General features: G+C 32.8%; 25 protein-coding genes. 13 read left to right on the top strand and 12 right to left on the bottom strand.

What is annotated here, in order from left to right; all coding sequences use genetic code 11:
• Positions 1 to 58: 58 nt before the first annotated feature.
• From B0A65_RS20235 to B0A65_RS20245, 3 genes are all read right to left on the bottom strand, one after another.
• Positions 59 to 490, bottom strand: coding sequence for a hypothetical protein (locus B0A65_RS20235; protein WP_074656899.1), 432 nt, complete (start codon positions 488 to 490; stop codon positions 59 to 61).
• 229 nt (positions 491 to 719) lie between these two features.
• Positions 720 to 1,124 (bottom strand): hypothetical protein, encoded by a 405-nt coding sequence (locus B0A65_RS20240; RefSeq protein WP_074656897.1) that lies wholly within the window; start codon positions 1,122 to 1,124, stop codon positions 720 to 722.
• A gap of 10 nt (positions 1,125 to 1,134) precedes the next feature.
• Positions 1,135 to 2,313 carry a glycoside hydrolase family 88 protein gene (locus B0A65_RS20245; RefSeq protein WP_074656895.1) on the bottom strand — a complete coding sequence of 393 codons (1,179 nt, stop codon included), beginning with the start codon at positions 2,311 to 2,313 and terminating at the stop codon, positions 1,135 to 1,137.
• Between the two features lie 119 nt (positions 2,314 to 2,432).
• On the opposite strand from B0A65_RS20245, the gene B0A65_RS20250 reads away from it, so the two are divergent.
• The gene (locus tag B0A65_RS20250; RefSeq protein WP_074656892.1) at positions 2,433 to 2,816 is read left to right on the top strand and encodes a ribosomal maturation YjgA family protein; all 384 of its coding nucleotides are present in this window, start codon (positions 2,433 to 2,435) and stop codon (positions 2,814 to 2,816) included.
• 58 nt (positions 2,817 to 2,874) lie between these two features.
• Here the strand turns inward: B0A65_RS20250 and B0A65_RS20255 are convergent, their stop codons facing one another.
• Entirely contained in the window at positions 2,875 to 4,653 is a 1,779-nt protein-coding gene (locus B0A65_RS20255) for an ABC transporter ATP-binding protein (RefSeq protein ID WP_074656889.1), read from the bottom strand.
• Positions 4,654 to 4,734: 81 nt separating this feature from the next.
• On the opposite strand from B0A65_RS20255, the gene B0A65_RS20260 reads away from it, so the two are divergent.
• The 4 genes from B0A65_RS20260 (at position 4,735) to B0A65_RS20275 (ending at position 9,960) form a co-directional block, all read left to right on the top strand.
• Positions 4,735 to 5,313 carry a non-canonical purine NTP diphosphatase gene (locus tag B0A65_RS20260; protein ID WP_074656887.1) on the top strand — a complete coding sequence of 193 codons (579 nt, stop codon included), beginning with the start codon at positions 4,735 to 4,737 and terminating at the stop codon, positions 5,311 to 5,313.
• A gap of 194 nt (positions 5,314 to 5,507) precedes the next feature.
• Complete coding sequence (locus tag B0A65_RS20265; RefSeq protein ID WP_074656885.1) at positions 5,508 to 7,430, top strand: DEAD/DEAH box helicase; 1,923 nt, start codon at positions 5,508 to 5,510, stop codon at positions 7,428 to 7,430.
• A gap of 246 nt (positions 7,431 to 7,676) precedes the next feature.
• Positions 7,677 to 8,450 carry a carboxypeptidase-like regulatory domain-containing protein gene (locus tag B0A65_RS20270; protein ID WP_074656884.1) on the top strand — a complete coding sequence of 258 codons (774 nt, stop codon included), beginning with the start codon at positions 7,677 to 7,679 and terminating at the stop codon, positions 8,448 to 8,450.
• A 202-nt stretch (positions 8,451 to 8,652) separates the two neighbouring features.
• Positions 8,653 to 9,960, top strand: coding sequence for a DUF389 domain-containing protein (locus B0A65_RS20275; protein ID WP_083370359.1), 1,308 nt, complete (start codon positions 8,653 to 8,655; stop codon positions 9,958 to 9,960).
• A 779-nt stretch (positions 9,961 to 10,739) separates the two neighbouring features.
• Here the strand turns inward: B0A65_RS20275 and B0A65_RS20285 are convergent.
• On the bottom strand, positions 10,740 to 12,200 hold the full coding sequence (locus tag B0A65_RS20285) for an aminoacyl-histidine dipeptidase (RefSeq protein ID WP_074656881.1): 1,461 nt from the start codon (positions 12,198 to 12,200) through the stop codon (positions 10,740 to 10,742).
• A gap of 240 nt (positions 12,201 to 12,440) precedes the next feature.
• Between B0A65_RS20285 and B0A65_RS20290 the strand changes: the two genes are divergently transcribed.
• From B0A65_RS20290 to B0A65_RS20305, 4 genes are all read left to right on the top strand, one after another.
• Positions 12,441 to 13,502, top strand: coding sequence for a DUF3810 domain-containing protein (locus tag B0A65_RS20290; protein ID WP_074656879.1), 1,062 nt, complete (start codon positions 12,441 to 12,443; stop codon positions 13,500 to 13,502).
• Between the two features lie 78 nt (positions 13,503 to 13,580).
• Positions 13,581 to 14,012: a GNAT family N-acetyltransferase gene (locus B0A65_RS20295; protein WP_083370358.1), complete on the top strand. Its 432-nt coding sequence runs from the start codon at positions 13,581 to 13,583 to the stop codon at positions 14,010 to 14,012.
• An 81-nt stretch (positions 14,013 to 14,093) separates the two neighbouring features.
• Complete coding sequence (locus tag B0A65_RS20300) at positions 14,094 to 14,588, top strand: RNA polymerase sigma factor (RefSeq protein WP_026982022.1); 495 nt, start codon at positions 14,094 to 14,096, stop codon at positions 14,586 to 14,588.
• Between the two features lie 8 nt (positions 14,589 to 14,596).
• On the top strand, positions 14,597 to 15,229 hold the full coding sequence (locus tag B0A65_RS20305) for a hypothetical protein (RefSeq protein WP_074656876.1): 633 nt from the start codon (positions 14,597 to 14,599) through the stop codon (positions 15,227 to 15,229).
• Positions 15,230 to 15,298: 69 nt separating this feature from the next.
• Here the strand turns inward: B0A65_RS20305 and B0A65_RS20310 are convergent, their stop codons facing one another.
• Together B0A65_RS20310 and B0A65_RS20315 are read right to left on the bottom strand one after the other, a co-directional pair.
• A complete protein-coding gene (locus B0A65_RS20310) occupies positions 15,299 to 16,129 on the bottom strand; it encodes a lysophospholipid acyltransferase family protein (RefSeq protein ID WP_074656874.1) in 831 nt (276 codons plus the stop codon).
• 125 nt (positions 16,130 to 16,254) lie between these two features.
• Positions 16,255 to 16,905: an NUDIX hydrolase gene (locus B0A65_RS20315; RefSeq protein ID WP_074656871.1), complete on the bottom strand. Its 651-nt coding sequence runs from the start codon at positions 16,903 to 16,905 to the stop codon at positions 16,255 to 16,257.
• 194 nt (positions 16,906 to 17,099) lie between these two features.
• Here B0A65_RS20315 and B0A65_RS20320 point away from each other — a divergent pair, with 194 nt between their 5' ends.
• From B0A65_RS20320 to B0A65_RS20330, 3 genes are read left to right on the top strand one after another with little or no spacing between them, the layout of a single operon-like run.
• Positions 17,100 to 17,849 (top strand): hypothetical protein, encoded by a 750-nt coding sequence (locus B0A65_RS20320; protein ID WP_074656870.1) that lies wholly within the window; start codon positions 17,100 to 17,102, stop codon positions 17,847 to 17,849.
• Entirely contained in the window at positions 17,846 to 18,919 is a 1,074-nt protein-coding gene (locus tag B0A65_RS20325; RefSeq protein WP_074656868.1) for a PCMD domain-containing protein, read from the top strand. The genes B0A65_RS20320 and B0A65_RS20325 overlap by 4 nt, the downstream gene beginning before the upstream one ends.
• 28 nt (positions 18,920 to 18,947) lie before the next feature.
• Positions 18,948 to 19,382, top strand: a complete 435-nt coding sequence (locus B0A65_RS20330) for a DUF4268 domain-containing protein (protein WP_074656865.1) — start codon at positions 18,948 to 18,950, stop codon at positions 19,380 to 19,382.
• A 111-nt stretch (positions 19,383 to 19,493) separates the two neighbouring features.
• Here B0A65_RS20330 and B0A65_RS20335 read toward each other — a convergent pair whose 3' ends face one another.
• From B0A65_RS20335 to mnmA, 4 genes are read right to left on the bottom strand one after another with little or no spacing between them, the layout of a single operon-like run.
• Positions 19,494 to 19,904: a hypothetical protein gene (locus tag B0A65_RS20335; RefSeq protein WP_074656862.1), complete on the bottom strand. Its 411-nt coding sequence runs from the start codon at positions 19,902 to 19,904 to the stop codon at positions 19,494 to 19,496.
• A 21-nt stretch (positions 19,905 to 19,925) separates the two neighbouring features.
• Positions 19,926 to 20,870, bottom strand: coding sequence for an NAD(P)H-dependent flavin oxidoreductase (locus tag B0A65_RS20340; protein ID WP_074656859.1), 945 nt, complete (start codon positions 20,868 to 20,870; stop codon positions 19,926 to 19,928).
• A 12-nt stretch (positions 20,871 to 20,882) separates the two neighbouring features.
• The gene (locus B0A65_RS20345) at positions 20,883 to 22,490 is read right to left on the bottom strand and encodes a S8 family serine peptidase (RefSeq protein ID WP_074656856.1); all 1,608 of its coding nucleotides are present in this window, start codon (positions 22,488 to 22,490) and stop codon (positions 20,883 to 20,885) included.
• A gap of 44 nt (positions 22,491 to 22,534) precedes the next feature.
• The gene (mnmA, locus tag B0A65_RS20350; protein ID WP_074656854.1) at positions 22,535 to 23,722 is read right to left on the bottom strand and encodes a tRNA 2-thiouridine(34) synthase MnmA; all 1,188 of its coding nucleotides are present in this window, start codon (positions 23,720 to 23,722) and stop codon (positions 22,535 to 22,537) included.
• A 142-nt stretch (positions 23,723 to 23,864) separates the two neighbouring features.
• Between mnmA and B0A65_RS20355 the strand changes: the two genes are divergently transcribed.
• Positions 23,865 to 25,757, top strand: coding sequence for a PEP/pyruvate-binding domain-containing protein (locus B0A65_RS20355; RefSeq protein WP_074656851.1), 1,893 nt, complete (start codon positions 23,865 to 23,867; stop codon positions 25,755 to 25,757).
• Here B0A65_RS20355 and B0A65_RS20360 read toward each other — a convergent pair whose 3' ends face one another.
• Entirely contained in the window at positions 25,758 to 26,315 is a 558-nt protein-coding gene (locus tag B0A65_RS20360) for a DUF4956 domain-containing protein (RefSeq protein ID WP_074656849.1), read from the bottom strand.
• Positions 26,316 to 26,371 lie beyond the last annotated feature (56 nt).

A 26,371-nucleotide genomic window follows, 5' to 3' on the forward strand; every position in this document is an offset into this window, starting at 1 on the left:
ATTTAACAAAGAGGCTTTTTAGTATATCGTTCTTTATGTTTTTTAAACTTTCTTCAAACTACAGTTTTGCGGTTTCTTTACCAGCTGAAGAACCATTTTCTAAAACTGCCAGTTCTTCCTTATCCACTAATTGCTGAGCAAGAATTATATTATTATAAGACAAAAAGTAAACATCAAACTTTACTCCTTCTTCGATTAATGCTGGAGAAATTTGGTCATTTTTAACCATTTCTTTCAACAAATCAGGAAAAGTATCTTTGTAGGCTAATTTGTTTGCATCAGTTCCTTCCAGATTCGTTTCAATTCTTATTTCAATTTTATTATCATTTAAAAATGCTTTTGCACTTGTACTCACAACATTTCCACCTTTTATAGACGAGGTAGTATTATAATTACTAACATGTTCCTGTATCTTTTGTTTGGTGTTTTTACAACTTACCAGCAGTAAAACAAAGGAAAGAGCAAATGCGATTTGGGTAATTTTTTTCATAATTTTTTGGTTTTATAGTTATTTTTTAACTCAAACATAACAAACTTTTAACACAAAAGCAACATGTGCTAAAAAAAACAACAAAACGTAATTATTTAACTACAAATAAATTAACCCTCAGAATTATTGAATTTACAAAAACCAAAACCGAATTGTTTTTCCAAAAAAAACCTCTTTAAAAACGATTAAAGAGGCTGTAAATTATTTCAGGAATGATATTTAGAATTACTTATTTCAACAATAGAGACATTTCTTCCTTATTGATAATTCTTTTCTCCAGAACAGTATTATCATTTGCCAGGTAATAAACATCAAACTGCACTCCTTCTTCTACTAATTCTTTAAAATTATCGTCTTTGTTAATCATTTCCTTCAATAGCTTCGGAAATTCTGTTGCGACTGTTGTTTTATTAGATTCATTTTGCTCTAAATCCGTTTCAAATCGCAATTCAATTTTGTTGTCATTCATGTAGCCTCTTGCAGTTGTCAGTGTCACCTTCTCGCTTTTAAAATTGACAGCAGTTTTATTATAGGAAACTACATATTCCTGAAGTTTCTGTTTGGTGTTTTTGCAGCTTATCGCCATTAATGCAATTGTAATTACAAATAAAACTTTACTTATCTTCTTCATCATAATCTTTAATTTATTTTAGTTTTTGAAGTCTTAGAAGTGCTTCCAGATAATAATAATCAGCATAATTTATAGAACAGTCAATTTCGCTTCCGGCTGGTTTATGCCCCGTTGAATGAAGCAAGAAAGCCGAATTAACATCATGACTTTGATAATGATCTGAAAGTGAAACAATCATTTTTTTAGATTTTGTTAAATATTCGTTTTTCAGGTTTTTATCTTTTGTATACGAACTCAATTCGATTAATGCCGAGGATACAATCGCAGCCGCAGAAGCATCTCTTGGTTCATTCGGAATTCCCGCCGCATTAAAATCCCAATACGGAATTAAATCTTCTGTTGTTAATCTGTCCAAATAAACACGTGTTACTTTATGTGCAAAATCTAAGAACTTAGGATCCTTTGTTTCTCTGTAAACCATTGTAAATCCATAAATTGCCCAAGCCTGACCACGTGCCCACATACTATCATCGCTGTAACCTTGTGCTGTTCTTCCTTTTATCTTTTTGCCCGTTTCATAATCATAAATAATGACATGATAAGCTGAATAATCTGGTCTGAAATGATTGGCCATTGTAGTTTCGGCATGTTTTACGGCAATATCATATAACTTTTTATTTCCACCATTTTTAGAAGCCCAAAAAAGCAATTCTAAATTCATCATGTTATCAATAATCGTATTATGGCCACCCATTTTATTATGTGGCCACGATTGAATTGTTCCTACTTTTGGATTAAAAAGTGTTGCAAGCGTATCTGCAGTTTTCAAGATAATATCTTTGTACTCCTTATTTTTTGTTAAGCGATAACCATTTCCAAAACTATTGAAAACCTGAAAACCTAAATCATGATCACCGGCTTTACTTACAGATAATGGTGTTAAAAATCGACTGAATTTATCTGCTTCTTTTTCCCATTTTTTATCGCCGGTTGCTTCATATAAATACCATAACTCCCCTGGCCAAAAACCACTTGTCCAGTCTTTATAACCCACAAATTTCCATTCTTTGCTTCCATTCGGAACAGTTCTCGGAGAAGTTCCGTCATCCGGAGTTACTTTTAATGTTTTTGAAGCTTGTACAGCACAATATTCAAGTTGTTTTTTAACGTTAAATGAATTGCTTTTTTGAGAATAAGCTGAAATAGTCAAAAGAAATAAAGCCAAAATGAGTGTTGAAAATCTTGTAATCATGTGGTTATTTTTGTAAAGTTTTTTAGAATTGATAAATTTAGAAAATAAAATATAGCTATCCGAATCTTTGTATTTTTGTTTACCTAAAAAGTACTAATGTTGCCAACTAAAATTGAAAATTGAAAAAAAACAGACTCTACTATTTCATCACTTTTGTCGGAATTATTTTTCTCGGAATACTTTCCAGAAAAACAAGCTTTATTCCTTTATACGTAGGCGATTTATTGTATGCCGTTATGATGTATGTACTTATAAGAATAATATTGATGCATCAAAAAGTAATTCAAACAGCAATTATTTCTCTTTTAATTTGCTACGGAATTGAGTTTTTACAACTCTATCAAGGCGAATGGATGATAGAATTGAGAAAAACACTTTTTGGAAGATATGTTCTCGGTCAGAGTTTTCTTTGGACTGATATTATGGCTTATACTTTTGGAATTGCAATTGCTTTTATCATTGATAAAATCCTTTGGGAAAATAATACACTTTCGTCTGTCTAATTAAAGAACCTAATCTTTGTCAAAGCTTAAAATTTTGACAAAAATCCCACTTAAAACATTAATCAAGTGTCTGAGTAATTTTATCAATATTTAAACTATTCGCCATAGCGGTAAATATTTCATAATAAACCGATTTGTTATCATATAATTCATCGTGCGTTCCTTGCTCTACGCATTTTCCTTTCTCCAAAACTATTATATGAGAAGCATCAATAATTTGAGAAATACTATGCGAAATAATAATTACGGTTCTGTCTTTTTTAATAGCATCTAGAGATTTTTTAATTTGCTCTGTTGCAATTGCATCTAAACTAGCCGTTGGTTCGTCCAGAAAAATAATTGGTGGATTTTTTAAAAATAATCGGGCAATGGCAATGCGTTGTTGTTGTCCGCCTGAAAGCAAATGCGCATCCGAATCATATCCTTTTGGCAATTCCATTATTTGTTCGTGAATATAAGCTTGTTTTGCCGCATCAATAATTTCCGATTGTGTAGCGTCAGGATTTCCGTAAAAAATATTTTCGGCAATTGTACCTTTAAAAATATGATTCTTTTGTAAAACCAATCCAATATTTTTTCGAAGAAAATCGGTATCATAATCCTTTAGATCTACTCCATCCAGATAAATTTTTCCTGATGAAGGCAAATAAAATTTATCCAATAAATTAATAACAGTACTTTTTCCGGCACCACTTAATCCAACCAAAGCGCTTGTTTCATTTGGCTTAATGGTAAAATTAATATCTGAGAGTGCCTTCGTTCCATTTGGATAGAAAAAATCAACATTCTTAACTTCTATAAGCCCGACAATTTTCTCTGGAATGTAACTTCCACTCGTTTCTTTTTCCTGATCCGATTCTAAAATGTCGAAAAATCCTTCGGAATAAATCAACGCATCATTTACTTCATCATAAATTCTGTGCAATTGTCTAATTGGCGATGAAACATTGTTAAAAAGCATTATATGAAACATGATTGCCCCAATGGTCATCGTATTATTCAAAACAAAATAAGCAGTCAGAATAATGATAATTACCACTCCTATTTGCTCAATAAAACCTTTAATACTTTCAAAAATAAAACTGGTTTTTCTTGTTGCCAATTGATTTTCGGTCATTTCAAATTGAATATTCTTATGCCGATTCGCCTCCATTGGCTCTCGAACAAAAGATTTTATTACGGTTATCGATTCAATTAAACTTATGATTCCGTTGTTCTTCGTTTCACGATAATTACGCATTCTTCTTCTAAAACCACTTAATTTACTGGCCTGCAATTGGCTCACATAAAAATAAATCGGAATAATACACAAGCTCACTAAACCAACATAGACATTGGCATAAAACATTAAAATCAATGCCACAAAAGCATTGGCAAACAAAGGCAAAATATCAATAAAGAAATTCTGAACCAGCCTTGTTAAGCTGCTGATTCCTAAATCTATTCGGGTTTGGAGTTTTCCGCTTTCATTTTCGCTTGACGAATAAAATTCCATTCTATAACTCAGAATTTTCTCCACTATGGTTTGAGAAATATCACGGGTTATAAAGATTCGCAATTTTTCTCCATAGAATTTTTGTCCAAATTGCACCACCGAATAAATCAATTCTTTAGAAAGCAAAACAACACTAATAATACCTAATAAATGAAACCCTTTTGATAAAGGTTCATGCGCAACCATCAGCTTACTAATTGTATCAACTGTATATTTTATTATTAAAGCATTCACCTGTGCCGCAAATGAACCTAAAAAAGTAAGTAATAAAGTCGCAATAACCATTTTTCGATAGGGCCTTACAAAAGGTGTTATTTTCTTATATAATAAGGATATCTCCATTTATTTTATTTTTAGGCAACTTATCAAATATAAGAATTCTAAATTTGTATTACAATTACTCCTTTAACTAAACTCCCTATTATGAAACTCGTTTTTGCATCAAACAATTTAAATAAAATCAAAGAAATTCAAAGCATTTTAAATGGATCGATACAATTATTAAGTCTGGAAGATATTGGCTGTCATGAAGAAATTCCTGAAACGGCAAATACTATTGAAGGAAATGCCATTTTAAAAGCGGATTATATAACTCAAAAATACGGTTACGATTGTTTTGCTGATGATACAGGTTTAGAAGTTGCGGCTTTAAACGGAGAACCTGGCGTATATTCTGCAAGATATGCCGGCGAGCAAAAAAATGCTGACGATAATATGAATAAACTTTTAACTGCCTTAAAAGACAAATCAGATCGCAGTGCACAGTTCAAGACCGTTATTGCTTTAAATTTAAATGGCCAACAACATTTATTTACCGGACTTGCAAAAGGAGGTATTACTATGGATAAAGCAGGAAATCACGGTTTTGGGTATGATCCTATTTTTCAACCTGAAACCTATAAGGAGACTTTTGCCGAATTATCCTCAGAAATCAAAAATAAAATCAGTCATCGCGCAAAAGCAACTCAGCAACTAATTGATTTTCTGAACTCCACAAAATAATTGTTTAAAATACAACATTTTAAAGGGTAAATTTTATATTACCAGACGTAAATTTATTCATTTTCTTATCAAATTGATTTTGCGATAAACATAACTTTTTGATAATCAAATCATAACAAATGCATAATTCTTAAAAATGCATTAGTTTATGTGGAATATTAACAGTAATTTTGCACCCTATTTTAAATACACATATGAATAAATTTGAACAATTAGGATTGAATGAATCGTTACTGAAGGCGATTTTAGATCTAGGATTTGAGAATCCGTCAGAAGTACAGGAGAAAGCGATTCCCCTATTATTGGAAAAAGACACAGATATGGTTGCGTTGGCTCAGACAGGGACAGGGAAAACGGCAGCTTTCGGTTTTCCGCTAATTCAAAAAATTGATGCTGACAACAGGAATACACAAGCATTAGTTTTATCGCCAACACGAGAACTTTGTTTACAGATTACCAACGAACTTAAAAACTACTCAAAATACGAGAAAGGTATTAATGTGGTAGCAGTTTACGGCGGGGCTAGTATTACAGAGCAAGCTAGGGACATTAAAAGAGGAGCACAAATTATCGTGGCTACTCCGGGAAGAATGCAAGACATGATTAACAGAGGTTTAGTAAACATTAAAAATATAGATTACTGTATTTTGGATGAGGCTGATGAGATGTTGAACATGGGATTCTATGAAGATATCGTATCTATCTTATCTGATACACCAGATCAAAAAAGCACATGGTTGTTCTCTGCAACTATGCCGCAAGAGGTTGCAAGAATTGCAAAACAATTCATGAGCGACCCGGTTGAAATTACTGTTGGAGCTAAGAACTCAGGTTCTGCAACAGTTTCTCACGAATTTTACTTAGTAAATGCACGTGACCGTTACGAAGCCTTAAAACGTTTAGCCGATGCTAACCCGGATATTTTCTCTGTGGTTTTCTGTCGTACTAAAAGAGATACTCAGGCTGTAGCCGAAAAATTAATTGAAGATGGATACAGCGCTGCTGCATTGCACGGAGATTTATCTCAGGCGCAACGTGATGGTGTAATGAAATCTTTCCGTGGAAGACAAATTCAGATGCTAGTTGCTACTGACGTTGCTGCACGTGGTATTGACGTTGATAATATTACTCACGTAGTAAATTACCAACTTCCTGACGAAATTGAAACATACAATCACCGTTCTGGACGTACTGGTAGAGCTGGAAAATTAGGAACTTCTATTGTAATTGTTACAAAAAGTGAGTTGCGTAAAATTTCTTCTATCGAAAGAATTATCAAACAAAAATTCGAAGAAAAATCTATTCCATCTGGAATCGAAATCTGCGAAATTCAATTATTGCACTTAGCAAACAAAATTAAAGATACTGAAGTTGATCACGAAATTGACAACTATTTACCAGCAATCAACAATGTTCTTGAAGGTTTATCTAAAGAAGAATTGATTAAGAAAATGGTTTCAGTAGAATTTAACCGTTTTATTGCTTACTATAAAAAGAACAGAGATATTTCATCTCAAGCAGGAGAAAGACGTGAAAGAAGTGATTCTGAACCAAGAGAATTCAATAATAACGGAGCAGTTCGTTATTTTGTAAACATCGGTTCAAGAGACAATTTCGACTGGATGACACTGAAAGATTATTTGAAAGAAACATTAGACTTAGGTCGTGATGACGTTTTCAAAGTAGATGTAAAAGAAGGTTTCTCTTTCTTTAACACTGATCCTGAGCACACTGAAAAAGTAATGGAAGTATTAAACAACGTACAATTAGAAGGACGTCGTATTAATGTTGAAATTTCTAAAAATGATGGCGGAGGAAGACGTGACCATAACGGACGCAGCGGTGGAGGACGTAGTTCTGGACCGAGACGTGAAGGTTCTGGAGGCGGTAGTTTCGGCCCAAGACGTGAAGGTTCTGGTGGTGGAGGTTTTAGAAGCGACAGAAACGCTGCTCCAAGAGAAGGTGGTTTCAGAAGCGACAGAAACTCATCTGCTCCAAAAAGAGAAGGTGGTTTCAGAAGTTCAACTCCAAGAACTGAAGGAAGTTCAGACAGAGCTCCAAGACGTTCTGAAAGTTTTGGTGATTCACCAAGACCAAGAAGACCAAGGAGAGATTAATTTTAATCATCTTAAATACAAAATCCCAAATTCCAGACATAATTGGAATTTGGGATTTTTTTGTACCGAAGATCTTTCTGGAATAAGTTTTTCTAATTAAAAACAATTCAATTTAATCTTTCTCATACCTTTTTATTTAAATACTAAAAGCAACACTACTTGCTTTGTTAATTTTCTTATAATTATATTCGAAGACTGCGAAATATTTAATCCCGATTTACTACTTTTAGTGCTTTAAATCAGGATATGAAATATTTCGCAGTTTTCTTTTTTATACTAGTATCGACCATCAGTTTTGCACAAGAAACTGAACCCACCACTCCTCAGAGAGTTTCTGGTTATATCTACAACGATAATAGTAAACAACCACTTCCTAATGTAAATGTCATTAACACAAACAAAGTACGTGGTGCAATGTCTGATGCTAAAGGATATTTTGAGATTGACGTGCAGCCAAATGACACGCTTCATTTCTCTCTTTTAGGATTTCAGTCTCTGCGAATCAGAGTAACGAATGACTGGATAAAAAATAAAGTAACAAGAATTCAACTTACAGAAAAAGCAATTGCGCTGGAAGAAGTTGTTATTGCTCCTTTTAACTTAACTGGTTATCTTGAAATTGATTCTAAATTAATTCCAACCAAAGAAAATTATCGTTATAGCATTTCTGGTCTAACACAGGGTTATGAAGCTGGTGAATATGCGCCAAATGCCTTTGGAAAAGTATTAGGATCTATTTTCAATCCAGCTGATATGCTTTACAATTTCTTTGGAAAAAATGGAAAAGAGCTTAAGAAACTAAAGGATATGAAAAAAGACGATACGATTCGAAATCTTTTAGAATCGAAATACGATCGTGAAACACTTGCTGTGCTTTTAGGTATAAGCAAAGATGAAATTCCTGAAATTTTGCAACGTTGCAATTATTCTGACTCCTTTATTCAATCTGCAAATGATTTACAAATTCTGGATGCTATAAGCGGTTGTTATGAACAATATAAAGTTTTAAAACGAAATTAGATTTCGTTTTAAATAAAAATATTCGAATCCTTAATTTTTTATTAAGGATTTTTTTATGTCTGAAAGAGAAACTTTTATCTTCTTTTTCTGGGTATTTCACATAGTTTATCTCCCAAATCAAGTATTTAATCCTTTTTTTTGATTAAATTAGACATCCTTACTTCTATCGAAAATTTAATTTTCAATTATTCCATTAAAAGCAATGACCGATATCACTCAAAAAATTCTGAATTTTATTGATCTTCATAAAGGCGAAGAAAATAAAAAATCTGTAATCGAAAATATAACGAACGCTGTGTCTTTCAGAGGTTCTAATATTTGGATTTTAGCTTGCGCTATAATTATTGCATCTGTGGGATTAAATGTGAATTCGACAGCTGTTATTATTGGAGCTATGTTAATTTCTCCTTTAATGGGACCAATCGTGGGCGCAGGATTTGGTTTAGGAATGTACGATTTTGAACTCTTAAAAAAATCAATTAAAAACCTGATCATAGCGACCCTGGTAAGTCTGGTCACTTCAACTCTATATTTTTATGCAAGCCCTTTTAAAGAAGCCCAATCCGAATTATTGGCCCGAACTTCTCCTAATATTTATGATATTTTAATTGCCTTTTTTGGCGGATTAGTGGGAGTGATAGCCGTAACACGACTAGAAAAAGGAAATCCAATTCCTGGAGTAGCCATTGCAACAGCCTTAATGCCTCCGCTCTGTACCGCTGGTTATGGATTGGCATTAGGAAATTACATCTATTTTTTGGGAGCCATGTATCTGTATACTATTAATTGTGTTTTTATTTGCATTGCTACCTTTTTGATCGTTAAATATTTGAAATACCCCATTACAAAACAGCTTGACCAAAAACATCAAAAACGAGTAAAATATGGGATCTCGATTTTAATCTTATTTTTAATTACCCCAAGTGTTTATTTTGCTTATCAGTTATACAATCAAAAAAGTTATAATTCAAGAGTAGAAGTTTTTCTTCAAGATGAATTCCACAACAAAGATTATCCTCTTATCTATAAAAAAATACGATACAATGCAGATCCTAAAAAAATTGAATTGGCTTTTTTAACCAAAAAATTCGATGACAAAGAAATTAAAGATCTTAATAAGAAACTGATTAATTACAATTTACCCAATACAAAACTCATTATTAGACAAGATACCGTTAATTTGAGAAAAGATATTATGAATCAGATTAATAACAACCAAACTGCGGTCGATCAAAAAGATATTTTAATCAATAGCCTTAGAAATCAATTATCGCAATACAATTTCAACACGAACCAGATTAACAATGAAGCTAAAATTTTATTCCCAACATTGACTTCATTAAAAATTGGAAATTACACTATCGAAAATGACGCAACCAGATCAAAAATTATTCCTGTAATTCTTTTTCAGAGTACTAAAGGTCTTGATGAAGCAACACAAATAAAAATGAAAATGTGGCTAAAACAAAGACTTGCCAAAGATTCAATTGAAGTATATCAGCAAAACTAACATCATAAACCAAAAATAGAACTTATATTTACTTGAAAATAAATAAAATAACTTAATCAAAAAAAATATGTCAAAGAGTCAGGATGCTAAAAAAACAGCAAAAAAAGAACCGTTAAAAACGGCTAAAGAAAAGAAAGAAGAGAAACGCGAGAAGAAAAATAATCCGAAGAGAGATTAATTAAGTTTTCAGTCACAGTCTCTGTTTTCAGTTACTTTTAGAACTGATTACTGAGACTGAAAACTGAGACTTTTTTTTTAGTTTTCAGTCGCAGTCGCAGTTTTTAGTTACTTTTAGAACTGTAAACTGAGACTGTAAACTGAGACTTTTTTTTAGTTTGCAGTCACAGTCTCAGTAATCAGTTACTATTAGAACTGATTACTGAGACTGAAAACTGAGACTTTTTTTTAGTTTTCAGTCGCAGTCGCAGTTTTCAGTTACTTTTAGAACTGTAAACTGAGACTGTAAACTGAGACTTTTTTTTAGTTTTCAGTCGCAGTCGCGGTTTTCAGTTACTTTTAGAACTGTAAACTGAGACTGTAAACTGAGACTTTTTTTTAGTTTGCAGTCACAGTCTCAGTAATCAGTTACTATTAGAACTGATTACTGAGACTGAAAACTGAGACTTTTTTTTAGTTTTCAGTCGCAGTCGTAGTTTTCAGTTACTTTTAGAACTGAAAACTGAGACTGAAAACTGAGACTTTTTTTTTAGTTTTCAGTCGCAGTCGCAGTTTTCAGTTACTTTTAGAACTGTAAACTGAGACTGTAAACTGAGACTTTTTTACTTAACTGGAATATTTGAAAGAATTTCTAATACAAATTTCCAATATTTTTGAGCAGATGAAATACTTGCTCTTTCATCTGGTGAATGCGCACCATGAATTGTTGGTCCAAAAGAAATCATATCCATATCAGGATAATTTGTTCCTAAAATTCCACATTCCAAACCAGCGTGACAAGCTACCACTTTTGGTTTCTCATCATTTTGTTTTTCATAAATTCCAACCAAAGTATCTAATATTTCAGAATGTACATTTGGTGTCCAGCCTGGATATGAACCTGAAAGCTCAACCTCACAGCCTACCAGTTCAAAAGCAGAACGTAGTGAATTAGCCAAATCAAATTTTGAAGTTTCAACAGAAGAACGCGTTAAACATCCAACTAAAATTTCGCCATCTTTTACAATAACACGAGCAATATTATTTGAAGTTTCAACCAGATCATCCATATCAGCGCTCATTCTGTAAACACCATTATGTGCAGCATAAATCGCTCTGATGATTCCCTCCTGAACTCCTAAATCCATTACTTTTTCAGGTAAATCGCATTTTACGATTTCAATAGATAAGTTTGGTTCAGTCGTTTTATATTCCGCTTTAATATCGTTGATGATTTCCTGCATATCAAAGATATAGGCTTCATCAAACATTTCAGAAATAATAACTTTAGCAACACTTTCTCTCGGAATAGCATTACGTAAACTTCCACCATTAATTTCAGCAACCTGCAAACCGAAGTTTTCAAAAGCATCAAACAACAAGCGGTTCATGATTTTATTAGCATTACCTAAACCTTTATGAATATCCATTCCTGAATGACCACCATTTAAGCCTTTTACGGTAATAATATGACCCACTGATCCTTCCGGAACTTCTTCTTCGTGATAGGTTCTTGTAGCCGTTACATCAATTCCACCAGCACATCCTATATCAATCTCATCATCTTCTTCAGTATCCAGATTCAATAAAATCTGACCTTGAAGGATTCCTCCTTTAAGATTTAAAGCACCTGTCATTCCTGTTTCTTCGTCGATTGTAAACAAAGCTTCAATTGCCGGATGCGGAATTTCTTTGCTTTCCAAAATAGCCATAATTGTAGCAACCCCTAATCCGTTATCAGCACCCAATGTCGTACCGCGAGCGCGAACCCAGTCACCATCAACATACATGTCGATTCCTTGCGTATCGAAATCGAAAACTGTATCAGCATTTTTTTGGTGTACCATATCAAGATGTCCCTGCATTACAATTGCTTTGCGATTTTCCATTCCCGGAGTTGCAGGTTTACGGATGATTACATTTCGAATTTCGTCTTCAAAAGTTTCCAGACCCAGACTATTTCCAAAGTTTTTCATAAACTCGATCACACGTTCTTCTTTCTTTGATGGACGCGGAACAGCGTTTAAATCTGCAAATTTATTCCATAGCGCTTTGGGTTCGAGGTTTCTTATTTCCTGACTCATTATATTTTGTTTGAAGTTTAACAATTAAGAGTTCCAAAGTTACAAAGTTTAAAGTGATGTCTTAGTTTTTTTGGCCACGAATTACACGAATTAGCACAAATTAAAAGGACTCTAAATGCAAGTAAAATCAAACTATTAATAAAGGACAACCTTAATTAGCGGAAATTTTTGGAATTCCTGGCCAACTTTTTTTTAATCAGTTAATATTGTATTTATATTTACGTATCCAAAATTTACAATGTGAAATCAAAATATATTTTACCCTTATTTCTTGCAATTCAAATTATCTTCCTGAGGATCCTGCCCTTTTTCCCGGATTTTGTCGAGGGCGCTTACAGCAATAATTTATATATCAGAATTTCGCATTTCTTACGCACACTTTTAGGTAAGATCCCATTTTCTGTTGGTGATCTTATTTATGCTATTCTAATCCTATCTGTAATTAGCTGGTTTTGGCAAATCAGAAAAACATGGAGAGCAGATTGGAAAGACCATCTTTTAAAAATCATAGGTAAAATTTCTGTTTTTTACTTTTTGTTTCATGTTCTCTGGGCTTTCAATTATTATCGCGAACCCCTGTTTGAAAAGATGGAAATAAAAAGAGAATATACTGATGCCGAATTATTGGCTTTCACTAAAAAGTTAATTTTAAAAACCAACGAAATTCAATTTCAGATAACCAAAAACGACAGTTCAAAAGTCGTGTTTCCTTACTCTCAAAAAGAAGCTTTTCAGATGAATCTTAAAGGTTATGAAAATCTTGCGAAAGAACATCCTTATTTTAAATATGAAATTTTAAGTGTCAAAAAATCTCTTTTCAGTCTGCCGTTAACTTATATGGGTTTTGGTGGTTATCTCAATCCATTTACTAATGAAGCACAGGTAAATGATCTATTGCCAATGTACAATTTTCCGGTTACCACTTGTCATGAAATGGCACACCAAATGGGTTTTGCAAGTGAAAGCGAATGTAATTTTATAGGTGTTTTAGCATCGGTAAAAAACAATAATTTATATTATCAATATTCCGGATACAGTTTTGCCTTACGTTATTGTTTAGGGATCTGGCAAGTTAAAAATGAGAAAATTTTCGACCAGTTAAAGAAACAAACGCATGTTGGAATCTTAAAAAACTATCAGGAAAGTCAGGATTTCTGGAAACAGTATGACACTTTTATAGATGAAGGTTTTCATGTTTTTTATGATAATTTCCTAAAGACAAACAATCAAAAAGACGGCATAGACAGTTATAGTAAATTTGTAGATTTGATGGTGAATTATTATAAAACCAAGCCTTTATAAAAGCTAACAAAACTTTAGTGATACTGAACAGCTAAAGCAATTACACAATTTCACAATAAAAAGATCTTAAAAACTAAAATGGAGATAATAACAGAATTTACTCTTGAAACTTGTACTAAAGAAAATATAGAGAAAGTAATTGATGGAATTAATGAGTTTAATTTGAGTAAAGTTCCAGCAATTTCAGATACCTGGGATCCATTAGAATTTGTGGCAAAAACCAAAAACGGTATTGAAATTGGTGGAATATTGGCAGGTATTGGATATTGGAACGGACTTGAAATTAAAGTTTTATGGGTAGAAGAAAAATACCGAAATAAAGGTATCGGAACCTGGATTTTGAAACATGCTGAAAAAATTGCGAGAGAAAAAGGAGTCAAAATTTCTATGCTTGATACATTTGATTTTCAAGCGGAAAAATTTTACTTAAAAAATGGTTACGAAACAATTGGTGAAATAAAAGATTTTCCGAAAGGGCATAGACGCATCTACTTATCTAAAAAATTATAATAAACTATAGAAAGTTTGTGCAATTAATAGCTAAAGAAAAAATCTTTGTAACAAAATAGATTGCAATACTACTAATACATTATGAGCGAAAACCTAGAACAGTCATTTGTTGCGCAATTGAAGGCTAATCAGAATATAATCCACAAGATTTGTAGATTATATACTGCTGGCGAAGATGCACACAAAGACTTGTTTCAGGAAATTACTATTCAGCTCTGGAAAGCTTATCCAAAATTTAGGGGCGACAGTAAATTTTCGACCTGGACGTATCGTGTGGCTTTAAATACTGCCATTACCTTATATCGAAAAACCAAAAGAACCATATCGACAGTAGAATATGAAAGTCATCAGCATTTTGTAAAAGATGTTGATTACAACTATGAAGAAGAAGAACAGATTAAATTGATGTATAAAGCCGTATACCAGCTTAATGACATCGAAAAAGCATTAGTTTTTATGTATTTAGAAGACAAAGATTATCAAGAAATAGCAGAGACCCTGGGAATCAGCGAAGTGAATGCGCGTGTGAAAATGAATAGAATTAAAGGGAAACTTAAAAAAATACTAAATCCTTAAAAATTATTATGAAAGAACTGGATTTATTAAAAAAAGACTGGAAAAAGAACTCGGATTCTTTTGAACAAATTTCTGAAAAAGAAATCTACAGAATGATTCACAAGAAATCATCTTCTATCGTGAAGTGGATTCTGATAATTAGTATTGTAGAGATTTCATTTTGGACTTTTTCAAACTTATTCCTTAATACAGATGATGTCTTACAGAAAAGTAATCATCCGGAAATTGTGAGTGCACTTGAATACTTAACTTATCTAAATTATCTAATTGGATTGGTTTTTGTATTCCTATTCTATAAAAACTACGCTACAATTTCAACTACAGTTGCTACAAAATCATTAATGAGCGCTATTTTAAGAACACGCAAAACAGTGCAGTATTATGTTTGGTACAATCTGGTAATAATTGTGATCACAGCAATTCTAAGCTTCTTTATCACCTTTGTCTATAATCCTGACATGGCATTTATAAGAGAAAAATTAGCCGCAAATGGCAGAACGATGTTTATAACTTTCGGAATAGCATTTTTGGTTGCCTGTGCGTTTTTTGGTCTATTCTGGTGTTTTTACCGATTGCTTTACGGAACCTTATTACGAAGATTATATGCTAATTATAAAGAGTTGAAGAAAATTGATTTTTAATTTAAACTGCTAAGGTTCTGAGACACTAAGTTGCTAAGTTTCTAACTGAAACATAAAAATATTTACAAACTAATATTCATTTTCCGGCCCCTTATAACTCCATCTTCTCATTTCGTTAAGTTCTTCCTCTACCTTAATTACTTCAGCTGGAATAACTTTTAAAAATGATGGATGTTGTTCAATAGCATATTCTACTTTTTCTACGATTTCTTCGATAGTATCATTTTCATAATCAATTTCAAGAGGTTCTTTGATGATAAAAGATTGTAGTATTCCTTTTTTCTTCATTCGTAATCCTTTCTTGTCAAATGAACGACGGAAACCGTCAATAACAATCGGAATTACAATTGGTTTATGCTGTTTGATAATATGCGCCGTTCCTTTACGAACTGGCTTAAAAGACTTTGTAGTTCCTTGCGGAAAAGTAATTACCCAACCATCTTCAAGCGCAATTCTAATATTTTCAGTATCATTTGGATTAACTTCACGTTTTTCCGTAACATCAACACCTTTAGCACGCCATGTTCTCTCCACTGTAATAGCGCCAACATAAGCTAAAATTCTTGGCAATAAACCCGCTTGCATCGTCTCTTTTGCAGCAACATAATAGATATTCATTTTAGGCTGCCACAAATAACCAATGTTCTTAATAGTATCTTGACGTCCGCTTAAACTTGCGTTAAAGACATGAAACATCGCCACAACGTCAGCAAAATAAGTCTGGTGATTCGAAATAAACAATACATTATTATCTGGCAGTGTCTTAATAATTTCAGATCCTTCAATCTGCAATTCATTAAAACCTCTGTATCTTCGGTGCGTCATTGAGCCCAAGATTCGGATTAACCATTTCTTGATGAATAATATATGTCCAAAAGGATTTCGCTTAAACAATCCCATAAGTGCTTATTGTTTTTTTTTGTTAGGTCGCAAACATACAAAAATTATTCTTTTAGCAATACTATTAAGCAATTTCGGAAATAAATTGTTATTATAATGAATATCAAATCATTAATTTTTTGTTTTTACGAATTTTCCTCAAAAGTTGCTTTCAGGACGTCTCTTAGCTCGCTCAATATCATCGCAGTTGCTCCCCAAACGATATGATTTTGAATATTAAAAGCGGGAACTAAAACATTTTCGGCGTAAGAAGTTGACAATGTGGCTTCGATAATAATTTCATCATTTAAAAAGACTGATAAGGGCAACTCAATAATATCTGCTACTTCCCTAATATCCGGAAAAAATGAAAGTTCTTCGTTGGCAATTCCCAAAAATGGATGCACCAAAAAATTACTTGGCGGAATATACATTGGTGTAAAATGCTTTATGATCTTAATTTTTTCAGACGAAACACCAACTTCTTCTTCTGTTTCCCTTAGTGCTGTTTCCTGAAAATTTACATCTGAAATTTCATATTTGCCACCAGGAAAAGCAATTTGCGAAGAGTGAACTCCATTATAAGCATTCCGAACAATTAAAACTAAATGCGTCTTCTCATCTTTAGGATAAAACAACATCATAACAGCAGCAATTCTCGGCGTTTTGGTTGACAAATCAAGATTTTTGAGTTCTTCGATGCGTCCTTTTGGGGCCATTTTTATATGAGACAAAGTGGCTGGCAATTCAACTGGAATTAAATTAGGAACATATTGCAAAAAATCTTGAAAATCCATGATTAAAGGAAGTTTTTGTAAAAAATTAAACCTAAAGATAGTCTAGAAATCCTCATCTCACAAGTTTTATATTTCTCAATCGCTTAATTTATGATTAGTAAATAAAGAATTGGATAAAAATTGTATTTTTATGATGTAAACTATTGCTGCTTTACACTTTATAAAAGACTCCAAAACCATCAAAAAACCAATTTATGCGTCAAAAGATAATCCGATATAGTTTTTTAATTCTTTTTATATTTTTATCAAAAACAAGTTTTGCGCAAACAACACCAAAAGACAGTCTCGATTTAAAACACAAACTTACCGGAAAAGGCAATATGTATAGTGGTATCACTTTTTCATTTTCAACTAAAGATACGGACAAAAAAGAAGGTTTATTAGTTGATGTAAATGATGAATCCCGCAATCAGTTTAAAACAAGCATTGATGCTGGTTATTTTATCAAGAACAACTTTGCCCTGGGAGCATTAATCAGTTACGAAAATATCAGAAGAGAACAGACGGAAACTGACTCACAAAATAGTGCAACAGCAGTTCAATATGCAAAAGACGCTTATGGAATTTATGGCGTGATGAAGAATTTTATTCCTCTCGATCAGAAAGAAAGATTCTTTTTATACAACCAAATTCTGTTAGGAACTTCTTTTAGCAGTTCTCTGGAAGAAAGGACAACAGATGATTTATTGACCAGGACCTATTCTAAAGATCGTTCGATCGAATTGCAAATAAATCCTGGAATCATGGTGAATGTCGTTAAAGGTTTTTCTGTAGAAGTTGGGGCACAAATTGCAGGATTTAAAGCATCATGGACAGAAACAAAAGTAAATGACGAAATTACAGAGAAATCTCATGGAACAGACTCTGATTTTAGTATTAATTTACTTCGCTTGAATATCGGTTTTTACTATTATTTTCCAATCAAAAAAAGTCTAAAAAAATGAAAAGGATTTTCTGCTATTCCGTTTTGACTTTAAGTCTGTTATTCTTAATAATCGCTTGTGTTGATGAAAATCATTTTGGTGCTTCTGATAAAAATGATATTCGATATATTACATTACAAAATCAATCTGGTTTTTCTGAAATTAACAAGGAAACAAAAGAAATCAAAATTACTGTTGATACCAATGCTGACGTAACTAAATTAGCTATTGATTCACTAGCTTTATCAACTTTTGCAACCCTGTCTCCTGTAAAAGAAACAGTTCGTGATTTTACCTCTCCGCAAACGTACACTGTAACGGCCGAAAACGGAAACAAAGCCATCTATACAGTTATTGTTACTCAGGAAGGTTCTAATCCTCAACTGGAAAACAGTGCTTTTGATGACTGGTATACACCTTCCGGAAAAGCTTATAAACAACCTGGATTAAACGACAATACTATATGGGCAACTGCAAATGATGGAACTACAACAACCAGTGCCGCCAACGTAACAACTTACCCTTATCTAAATACAGGAACAGATTATGTAGCACAAATTATCACTAAAGATCTTGGTAGCGTTTCAGGCATTGTTGGCCAACGTATGGGTTCTGGCACTTTATTTACAGGGAAATTTGTTTTGAATGTTTCTAATCCTCCGGCTTCAACACAATTTGGAATTCCATTTACTGCGAAACCAAAAAGTTTTTCTGCAGAAATTAAATACACCGCCGGAACACCTTATCAGGATGGAAAAGGAAAAGTTATGGACAAAACAGATCAGGCTGATATTTATGTAATCCTCGAAAATAGAGATAATCCAAATGCTATTAAAAGAATTGCAACAGGTTGGCACAGAACTGGCACCACAACAGGCATAAATCTTCAAAATATTAGTGTAAATTTGACCTACGGAACGTTAGATTCATCATATCCTGATTATCAGAAACCTGGCAATGGTCTTTATGGTAGTGCAACAGATAAACCAACGCATATTATTGTAGTTTTCGCTTCAAGTGCCGATGGAATTTTATATGAAGGTGGTGTAAACAGTACGTTATACGTAAATAATTTTAAACTCCAATATTAAATAGTTACGGCTATACAAAATTTAAAAAATGTACAGTAAAGAAGAATCACAGAAAATAAAAAGAGAATTTTGGGTGGCTTTTGCCGAAAAATATCCAAGAAAATGGGTTCTGTATGACACCAAAATAAAAGATTTTTCTTTTAAATTTTATGTAGATAATAAAAAGGCGCAGGTATTTATTGATATCGAACAAAGAAGCGATGAAAAACGAAATGCTTATTTTGAAAAATTAGAAGCTTTAAAAGGAATTCTGGAAGATGAATTTATTAAAGATTTGGTTTTCGAAAAAAACTATACTTTAGAAAGCGGTAAAACGATTAGTCGTATTTGGACAGAAATACAAGGCGTAGGTTTTAGCAATCGCAATAACTGGGATACTATTTTTGATTTCTTTTTTGAAAAGATGAATGCTCTTGAAATGTTTTATTTAGAGTATGATGATTTTATTAAAGACATTTCTTGAGAAAGGTTCTGAGATTCTAAGATTCTAAGATTTTTTTTAATGACAAACCCTAGAGATTTTTTTCAATCCTGTCGGGTTTGTTTGTTTTTTATCTATATATAGTTATATGATTTAAACACTAAAAATATTATATACGATAATACGATCATCATAGTTGATGTAAAGCTGTTTACGATAATCTTGCTTTTTACGGGTTATAATAGATACTTTACATTCTTTTCCATCATTGTCTTTGCACATGAAAGAATAAACAATATCAGTATCATTCTCTTCCCGTTCTATATAATCTAAAATGCTAAAAAGTTGGATTTCCTGAGAATAAACAACAATTCGGTGCTTATTAGTATCTAGAATTACAGAGAGATTTACTAAATCGAGATTGGACCATTCGCCCCATTTTCCTCTTTCGTTTTTTTCTAAAACACTAAATCCTGAAGTTTTAAATTGATAAGACTGACTTTGAACCTGTTGCAGACCAAATGTTAAAAAAAGTAATAGTATGTAGGTTCGTATAGAATTCATATTGTAGGTTCTTGCAGATAATTAAAACTCAAATTTAGCTTTTTCTTTGCAGGCATCTTCAAATTCAGTGATCATTTGTTGAATAATTTGTTCGACTGGAAGAATTTCATGAATCAATCCGGCGATCTGTCCAATTTCAAGTTCGCCTTCTTCAAGATCTCCTTCAAACATTCCTTTTTTGGCTCTTGCTCTTCCTAAAAGTTGAACCAAATCTTCTTTAGAAGGACATTTTTCATATAATTCCTGAACGTCCTGATAAAACTTATTTTTCACCAATCGAACTGGAGCCAATTCTTTTAAAGTCAATTGTGTATCTCCTTCTTTTACTTTAACTATTGTTTCTTTGAAATTATTGTGCGAAGAAGATTCTATTGAAGCGGCAAAGCGGCTTCCAACCTGAACGCCATCGGCACCTAAAATCATGGTTGCCAGCATTCCTCTTCCCGTTGCGATTCCCCCCGCAGCAATAATCGGAATCTGAATTTTTTCTTTCACCATCGGAATCAAAGTCAATGTTGTAGTTTCATCTCGTCCATTGTGTCCTCCCGCTTCAAAACCTTCAGCAACAATTGCATCTACTCCAGCTTCCTGCGCTTTTAAGGCAAAAACACTACTACTTACTACATGCACTACCGTAATCCCTTTTTCTTTCAAAAAAGAAGTCCAGGTTTTAGGGTTTCCTGCCGAAGTAAAAACGATTTTCACATCTTCTTCCACCACAATATTTATGATTTCTTCCAGATTGGGATATAACATCGGAATATTAACACCAAAAGGTTTATCAGTCGCTTTTTTACATTTCTGAATGTGTTCCCTTAATACTTCAGGATACATAGAACCTGCACCAATTAAGCCTAGTCCTCCTGAATTACTAACTGCAGATGCTAGTTTATAACCGCTGTTCCAGATCATTCCGCCTTGAATTATTGGGTATTTTATATTGAAAAGTTGTGTAATTTTATTCATGCAAGCAGGTTCTTATTGTTTGATTATCTTTCCGGTTTTATGCAAACCTTCGGCATCAAAAGTATAGAAATAAAGTCCACTATCTAATGCTTCTACAGAAAGAATTGGGTTTTGATTTGTGATTTTTTTCTCGATTAATTTTTGTCCCAAAACGGAGTAAATTGAGACTAATGCGTTGTAATTTTCATTTGAAAAAGAAAAAGAAACAAAAGTTTTAGCTGGATTTGGAAAAACTGAAAAATGAGATAAAACCTGAAAGCTTTCAACGCCTAAAGTAGATCCGAAATTTGGAATACCGTATCCATAATTATTATTTGGTGCAGCAAATTTATCAGATGATTCTAAAATCATTTGTCTAATTTCTTTATTGGTTTTAGATGGATATGCCTGCCATAAACAGGCAATCATTCCAGCTATTATTGGGCAAGAAAAAGAAGTTCCGTTTGTAGTGACAATATTCCCGTTTACATCAGAAACCACAGCTGCAGTACCCTGCGCCATAATATCGGGTTTTATTCTCCCATCAAAACTTGGTCCTATAGAACTAAAACCTGATTTTACTTTTGCTGAAGTAACAGATCCAACAGTTAACACTGAAACGGCATCTGCAGGCGCGCCAATATGAGGCTCTGATGTAGTGCCTTCATTTCCTGCCGAAGCCACCACAATTATTCCTTTACTAAAGGCGATTTCTGCACCTCGTGAAATAAAATTGGTAGTACCATTCATGTCACTGTAAGTATGACTATAATTGACATTATCATATTCAAAATAACCCAATGAAGTGGTTATAATATCTACACCTAAACTATCTGCTTTTTCAGCGGCTTCCACCCAATTAGATTCTTCTACCGGGTTTTCAGTCGGGTCATATTCTGTAATAAATAAATAATAAGAAGCATCTGGTGCTGTTCCAATCAAAGCATTTTCTTTATAACCTCCCATCGTAGAAAGAACCATTGTCCCATGATTGTCACCTGTATAAAAATTTTCACTTTTAGACACAAAATCATAACCTCCTAAAATTTGATGATTGTCTATCAGCTTTTTAAACGGTTCCGCAGTATTTACATTTGGAAATCCACCATCTAAAACAGCAATTATTTTTCCGGCACCAGTATAATTTTGTTTGTGCAAAGCCTGCCCGTTAAGCATCTGAATTTGATTGGCAGAATTGCCGTAAGCGTAATCTACAGTAGTTTTAAGCTTATCATTAGTTTGGGTTACCAGATTCTCATTAACTTTTTTCGCAGTTGTATTTAAAGCCTTATTAGCAAAAACAACTTTGTCTACAAATGATAATGATTTAAGTGCCTGAATATTAATTTGCGTTCCACGAATATGAAGTGCATTTAACCATTTTGAATGCGCCATTATTTTGATTCCAGCGCTCGCTTTTACCTGATTAATATATGTTTTCTCAACAGGAACATCGGTACTATTTAAAGCTATATTTTGATTCGTTCTTCGATCTAAAGAACGTTGCGAAAGCATATCTGATGGCTTATTTAAAAACAGTTGTGCATTTGGCTTATCTTTAAAATAAACCCATGCATCTTCTTCCTGAGAAAACATCACAAGAGAAAATAACAATAAAGTAAACGTAAAAATGTGCTTCATACTGTACTTTTTTTAAAGGATAAACCTCCATAAAAAGTATAAAGCTAAGAAATTACTCCCGAACCAACTAATTCATTACCGAAATACCAGGCAACAAACTGACCTTCAGTAATGGCAGATTGCGACTCATCAAAACTAACATACATTCCATCTTCAAACTGATGCAAAGTAGCTTTTTGCAAAGGCTGACGGTATCGAATTCTTGCCATAACTTCCATTGTTTCACCAACTTTTAAAGCAAGATCAGTACGAATCCAGTGCACTTCAGATTTTTCAATAAATAAAGCTTTTTTAAACAAACCTGGATGGTTGCTTGACAAACCAGTATAAATGGTATTGGTTTCAACATTGGTCGCAATAATAAATAACGGATCTGTTGTTCCGCCCACATTCAGACCTTTTCTTTGTCCAATTGTAAAATAATGAGCCCCTTGATGTTTACCCACTACTTTTCCCATTGTTGGAAGATAAGCACGTTTTTGAGCTTCTAAATTCAATTCATCTTCTACCGATAAACCAGCTGGTTTTTCAATAATATAAATGGGATCGTTTTTATCAATCTGAACAATTTTACCTTCTTTAGGTTGCAATTTTTGTTGCAAAAATTCCGGCAAACGTACTTTTCCAATAAAACATAATCCTTGAGAATCTTTCTTTTCAGCCGTTACTAAATCCATTTCAGCAGCAATTTCGCGCACTTCCGGTTTGGTTAAAGCTCCAATTGGAAACAGTGATTTTGCTAATTGTTCTTGCGACAATTGGCATAAAAAATACGACTGATCTTTGTTGTTATCGGCACCGGCAATTAATTGATAAACTGGCTTTCCATCTACTTCAATTTCCTTTTTTTGACAATAATGTCCTGTTGCTACATAATCAGCACCAAGGCTTAAGGCAATTTTCATGAAAACATCAAATTTGATTTCGCGATTACAAAGCACATCAGGATTTGGAGTTCTTCCTTTTTCGTATTCGTTGAACATATAATCAACGATTTTTTCTTTGTATTCTTCGCTTAAATCGACAGTTTGAAACGGTATTCCTAGTTTTTCAGCAACCAGTAAAGCATCATTACTATCCTCTAACCAAGGGCATTCATTAGAAATAGTAACCGAGTCGTCGTGCCAGTTTTTCATAAAAAGGCCTATAACTTCGTATCCTTGTTGTTGCAATAAATAAGCTGCAACACTCGAATCTACTCCACCAGAAAGTCCAACTACTACACGTTTCATTCTAAATCGTTTATATTTTACAAGGGTGCAAAGGTAAGCCAAAATATAGATAATTAGACTAGTTTTGATTAGTTTATATAATCCTGCAGTAGATAAAACCTATCGTTTTTTTTAATTACTTTTATTATTCAATAAAAATGTCATGCGAAAATTTGTTTACACTTTTATTTTCCTCTTCATTATAACCTCTTTAAGCGCACAAAGCTACAGTGCTTCTTTGTCCAATTACGAAGCTTATAAAGCATTTAAAGGGAAACCATTATCAGATAAATTTTCAAATATCGAATCGGTAAAAATTGTTTATGATTTGAAGAACAAAAAAATGTACTACTTCAATAGTGCCTTAATTTCGCATCACTACGATTTTGCAACCAACTATTTAGGTTATGACAAAGAAGTAGAAATCTTTAATCAGGAAAATTATAGCGATTCCGAAAAAGACAGAACTTATTTACTGGGAAATCTAAACCATATCAAAGGAACTGACAAATGGATTTTTGAGTTAGCTGCGTCAGATCGCATGTCTGTTCCTTTAATTGAAAACTTTTATAATTTAATTTTAAAATCCAGCTTCATTGGACCCAATTTAAAATTCTATTTGAATAATCCTGAAAAAATGCAGTGGTATCAGGAAAATAAATTCAAAATTCCCTGTGTAAAATCAGATTACATTTTTAATGAAATTACCTATCAGGAGATCGTTTCAGGAAGTAACGTTGGTATCTTAAAACCATATAAAATAAAAGATTTAGAGACGATTAAACCAAAGACTGACGAAATTATAATTTTAGATGGAACGCCCGATATTCTGCCAGATGTAAGAGGAATTATTGTGAATGAACTTCAAACACCTTTAAGTCATTTAGTACTTTTAGGTAAAAACAGAAAGATTCCGATTATGGCCTATACAACTGTTTTTAAAGACAACACTATCAAAAGATTGATTTCAAAGAAAGTAGAGTTAAAAATTGAAATTGACACTTTTTACATTAAAGAAACAACCAAAAAAATAAATAACAAAACCATTTCCAAAAAGAAGCAATTGCTTATTGATAATAGTGTTACAGATTTAGTCGATTTGAATTCAATACCCAAAAAAGGTGTGAATTTTATTGGCTCAAAAGCACAAAATTTGGCCTATTTAATTGCGATTTCAAAAGATATTACAAAAGATATTTCGTTTAAAACTCCTGAAAATGCGCATGCTATTCCTTTTTATTTTTATACCCAACACATTCAGAAGCAATCAATATCACCCTTAATTAAAGAGCTTTTAGACTATCCATATAAAGATTCAACAGTATGGATCAATCATCAATTAAAAAAAATTCGGGATGCTATTAAAAAAGAACCAATTAATCCGGATTTAATTGCAAAACTGAACCAAGCGTATAAAAATGCAGCCTTTAAAAATTTCAGATTCAGGTCTTCTACCAATGCTGAAGATTTAGATGATTTTAATGGCGCCGGTCTTTACGATTCTAAAACCGGAATTTTAGGTGATAGTATAAAAACTTTCGAAAAGGCAATTAAGCAAGTTTGGGCCAGTGTATGGAATGAAGGGTCTTACACCGAAAGAGAGCTTTTTGGAATCGATCAGCAAAGTATTGCTATGGGCGTTTTGGTGCATCGTTCTTTTCCAGATGAATTGGCAAATGGCGTAATCATTACTCAAAATATCTTCAGGAAAAATTTCCCGGGTATTACGGTTAACATACAAAAAGGAGAAAACTCAGTTGTGAAACCTGAAAAAGGAGAAATTTGCGAGCAATTCACGGCTTATTACCTGACGCCTGAAAAAACAGCTGATGAAGATTTTAATGTCGATTATATCTCCAATTCCAATTTAAACAATAATGAACCTTTGTTAAGTAACAAAGAAATGATCAGTCTAAATCTTGTTAGTCAAAAAATTGAAACCCAAATGAATCGTTATTGGAAAAAAAACAGATTAAACCCTGTTGATATTGAATTTAAAATTGTTGGAAAAAACAGAGCTTTATATATCAAACAGGCTAGGCCTTTTAACGAATAATCAATAGAAAACCTGCAAATCTATTTCATTTGAAACCGTATTGATCAGGATGATTTTAAAATCGAAATCGTCAATATTAATTTTTTGCTGAATCATTTTTCGAATTCTTTGATTTTCTAACGAAAAGTCGCCTTCTAGAGGAATTTTGACATCGACAATATTCAGATATTTAGATGCTTTTTTATTGACTAAAACCGAAGCCAAAATATAAAATCCGATAATAATTATTTGGAAGAACAATAACACTTCAATCTTTTCATACGGATACATAATATCTAAGATAGAAAGTGTGATGGTTGCAAAAAGGAAAATAATGGCATTTACAGTAAAAGACTGCGTTCTGAATCTTAGAATCGAGAAAATAGCAAATAATCCAAACCCAATGCCTACTCCAATTTCGATTTTTGTGAATAAATAGCACAATGAAAAAGTACAAAGACCAACAATAACCATCAACGGATTTATAGTTTCATTATCTTTTCTGTTAGAGAAAAAATACAAAACCAAAATTGAGAAAAACAATAATAAAAACCTTCCGATAAGTTCGTTTAAATCCATTTACTTAAAGTATTAGCAAATCAAATTTAGAAAAAAGTTTGCCACGAATTCACGAA

The organism is Flavobacterium frigidimaris (assembly GCF_002217275.1).
GTDB classification, from domain to species: domain Bacteria; phylum Bacteroidota; class Bacteroidia; order Flavobacteriales; family Flavobacteriaceae; genus Flavobacterium; species Flavobacterium aquidurense.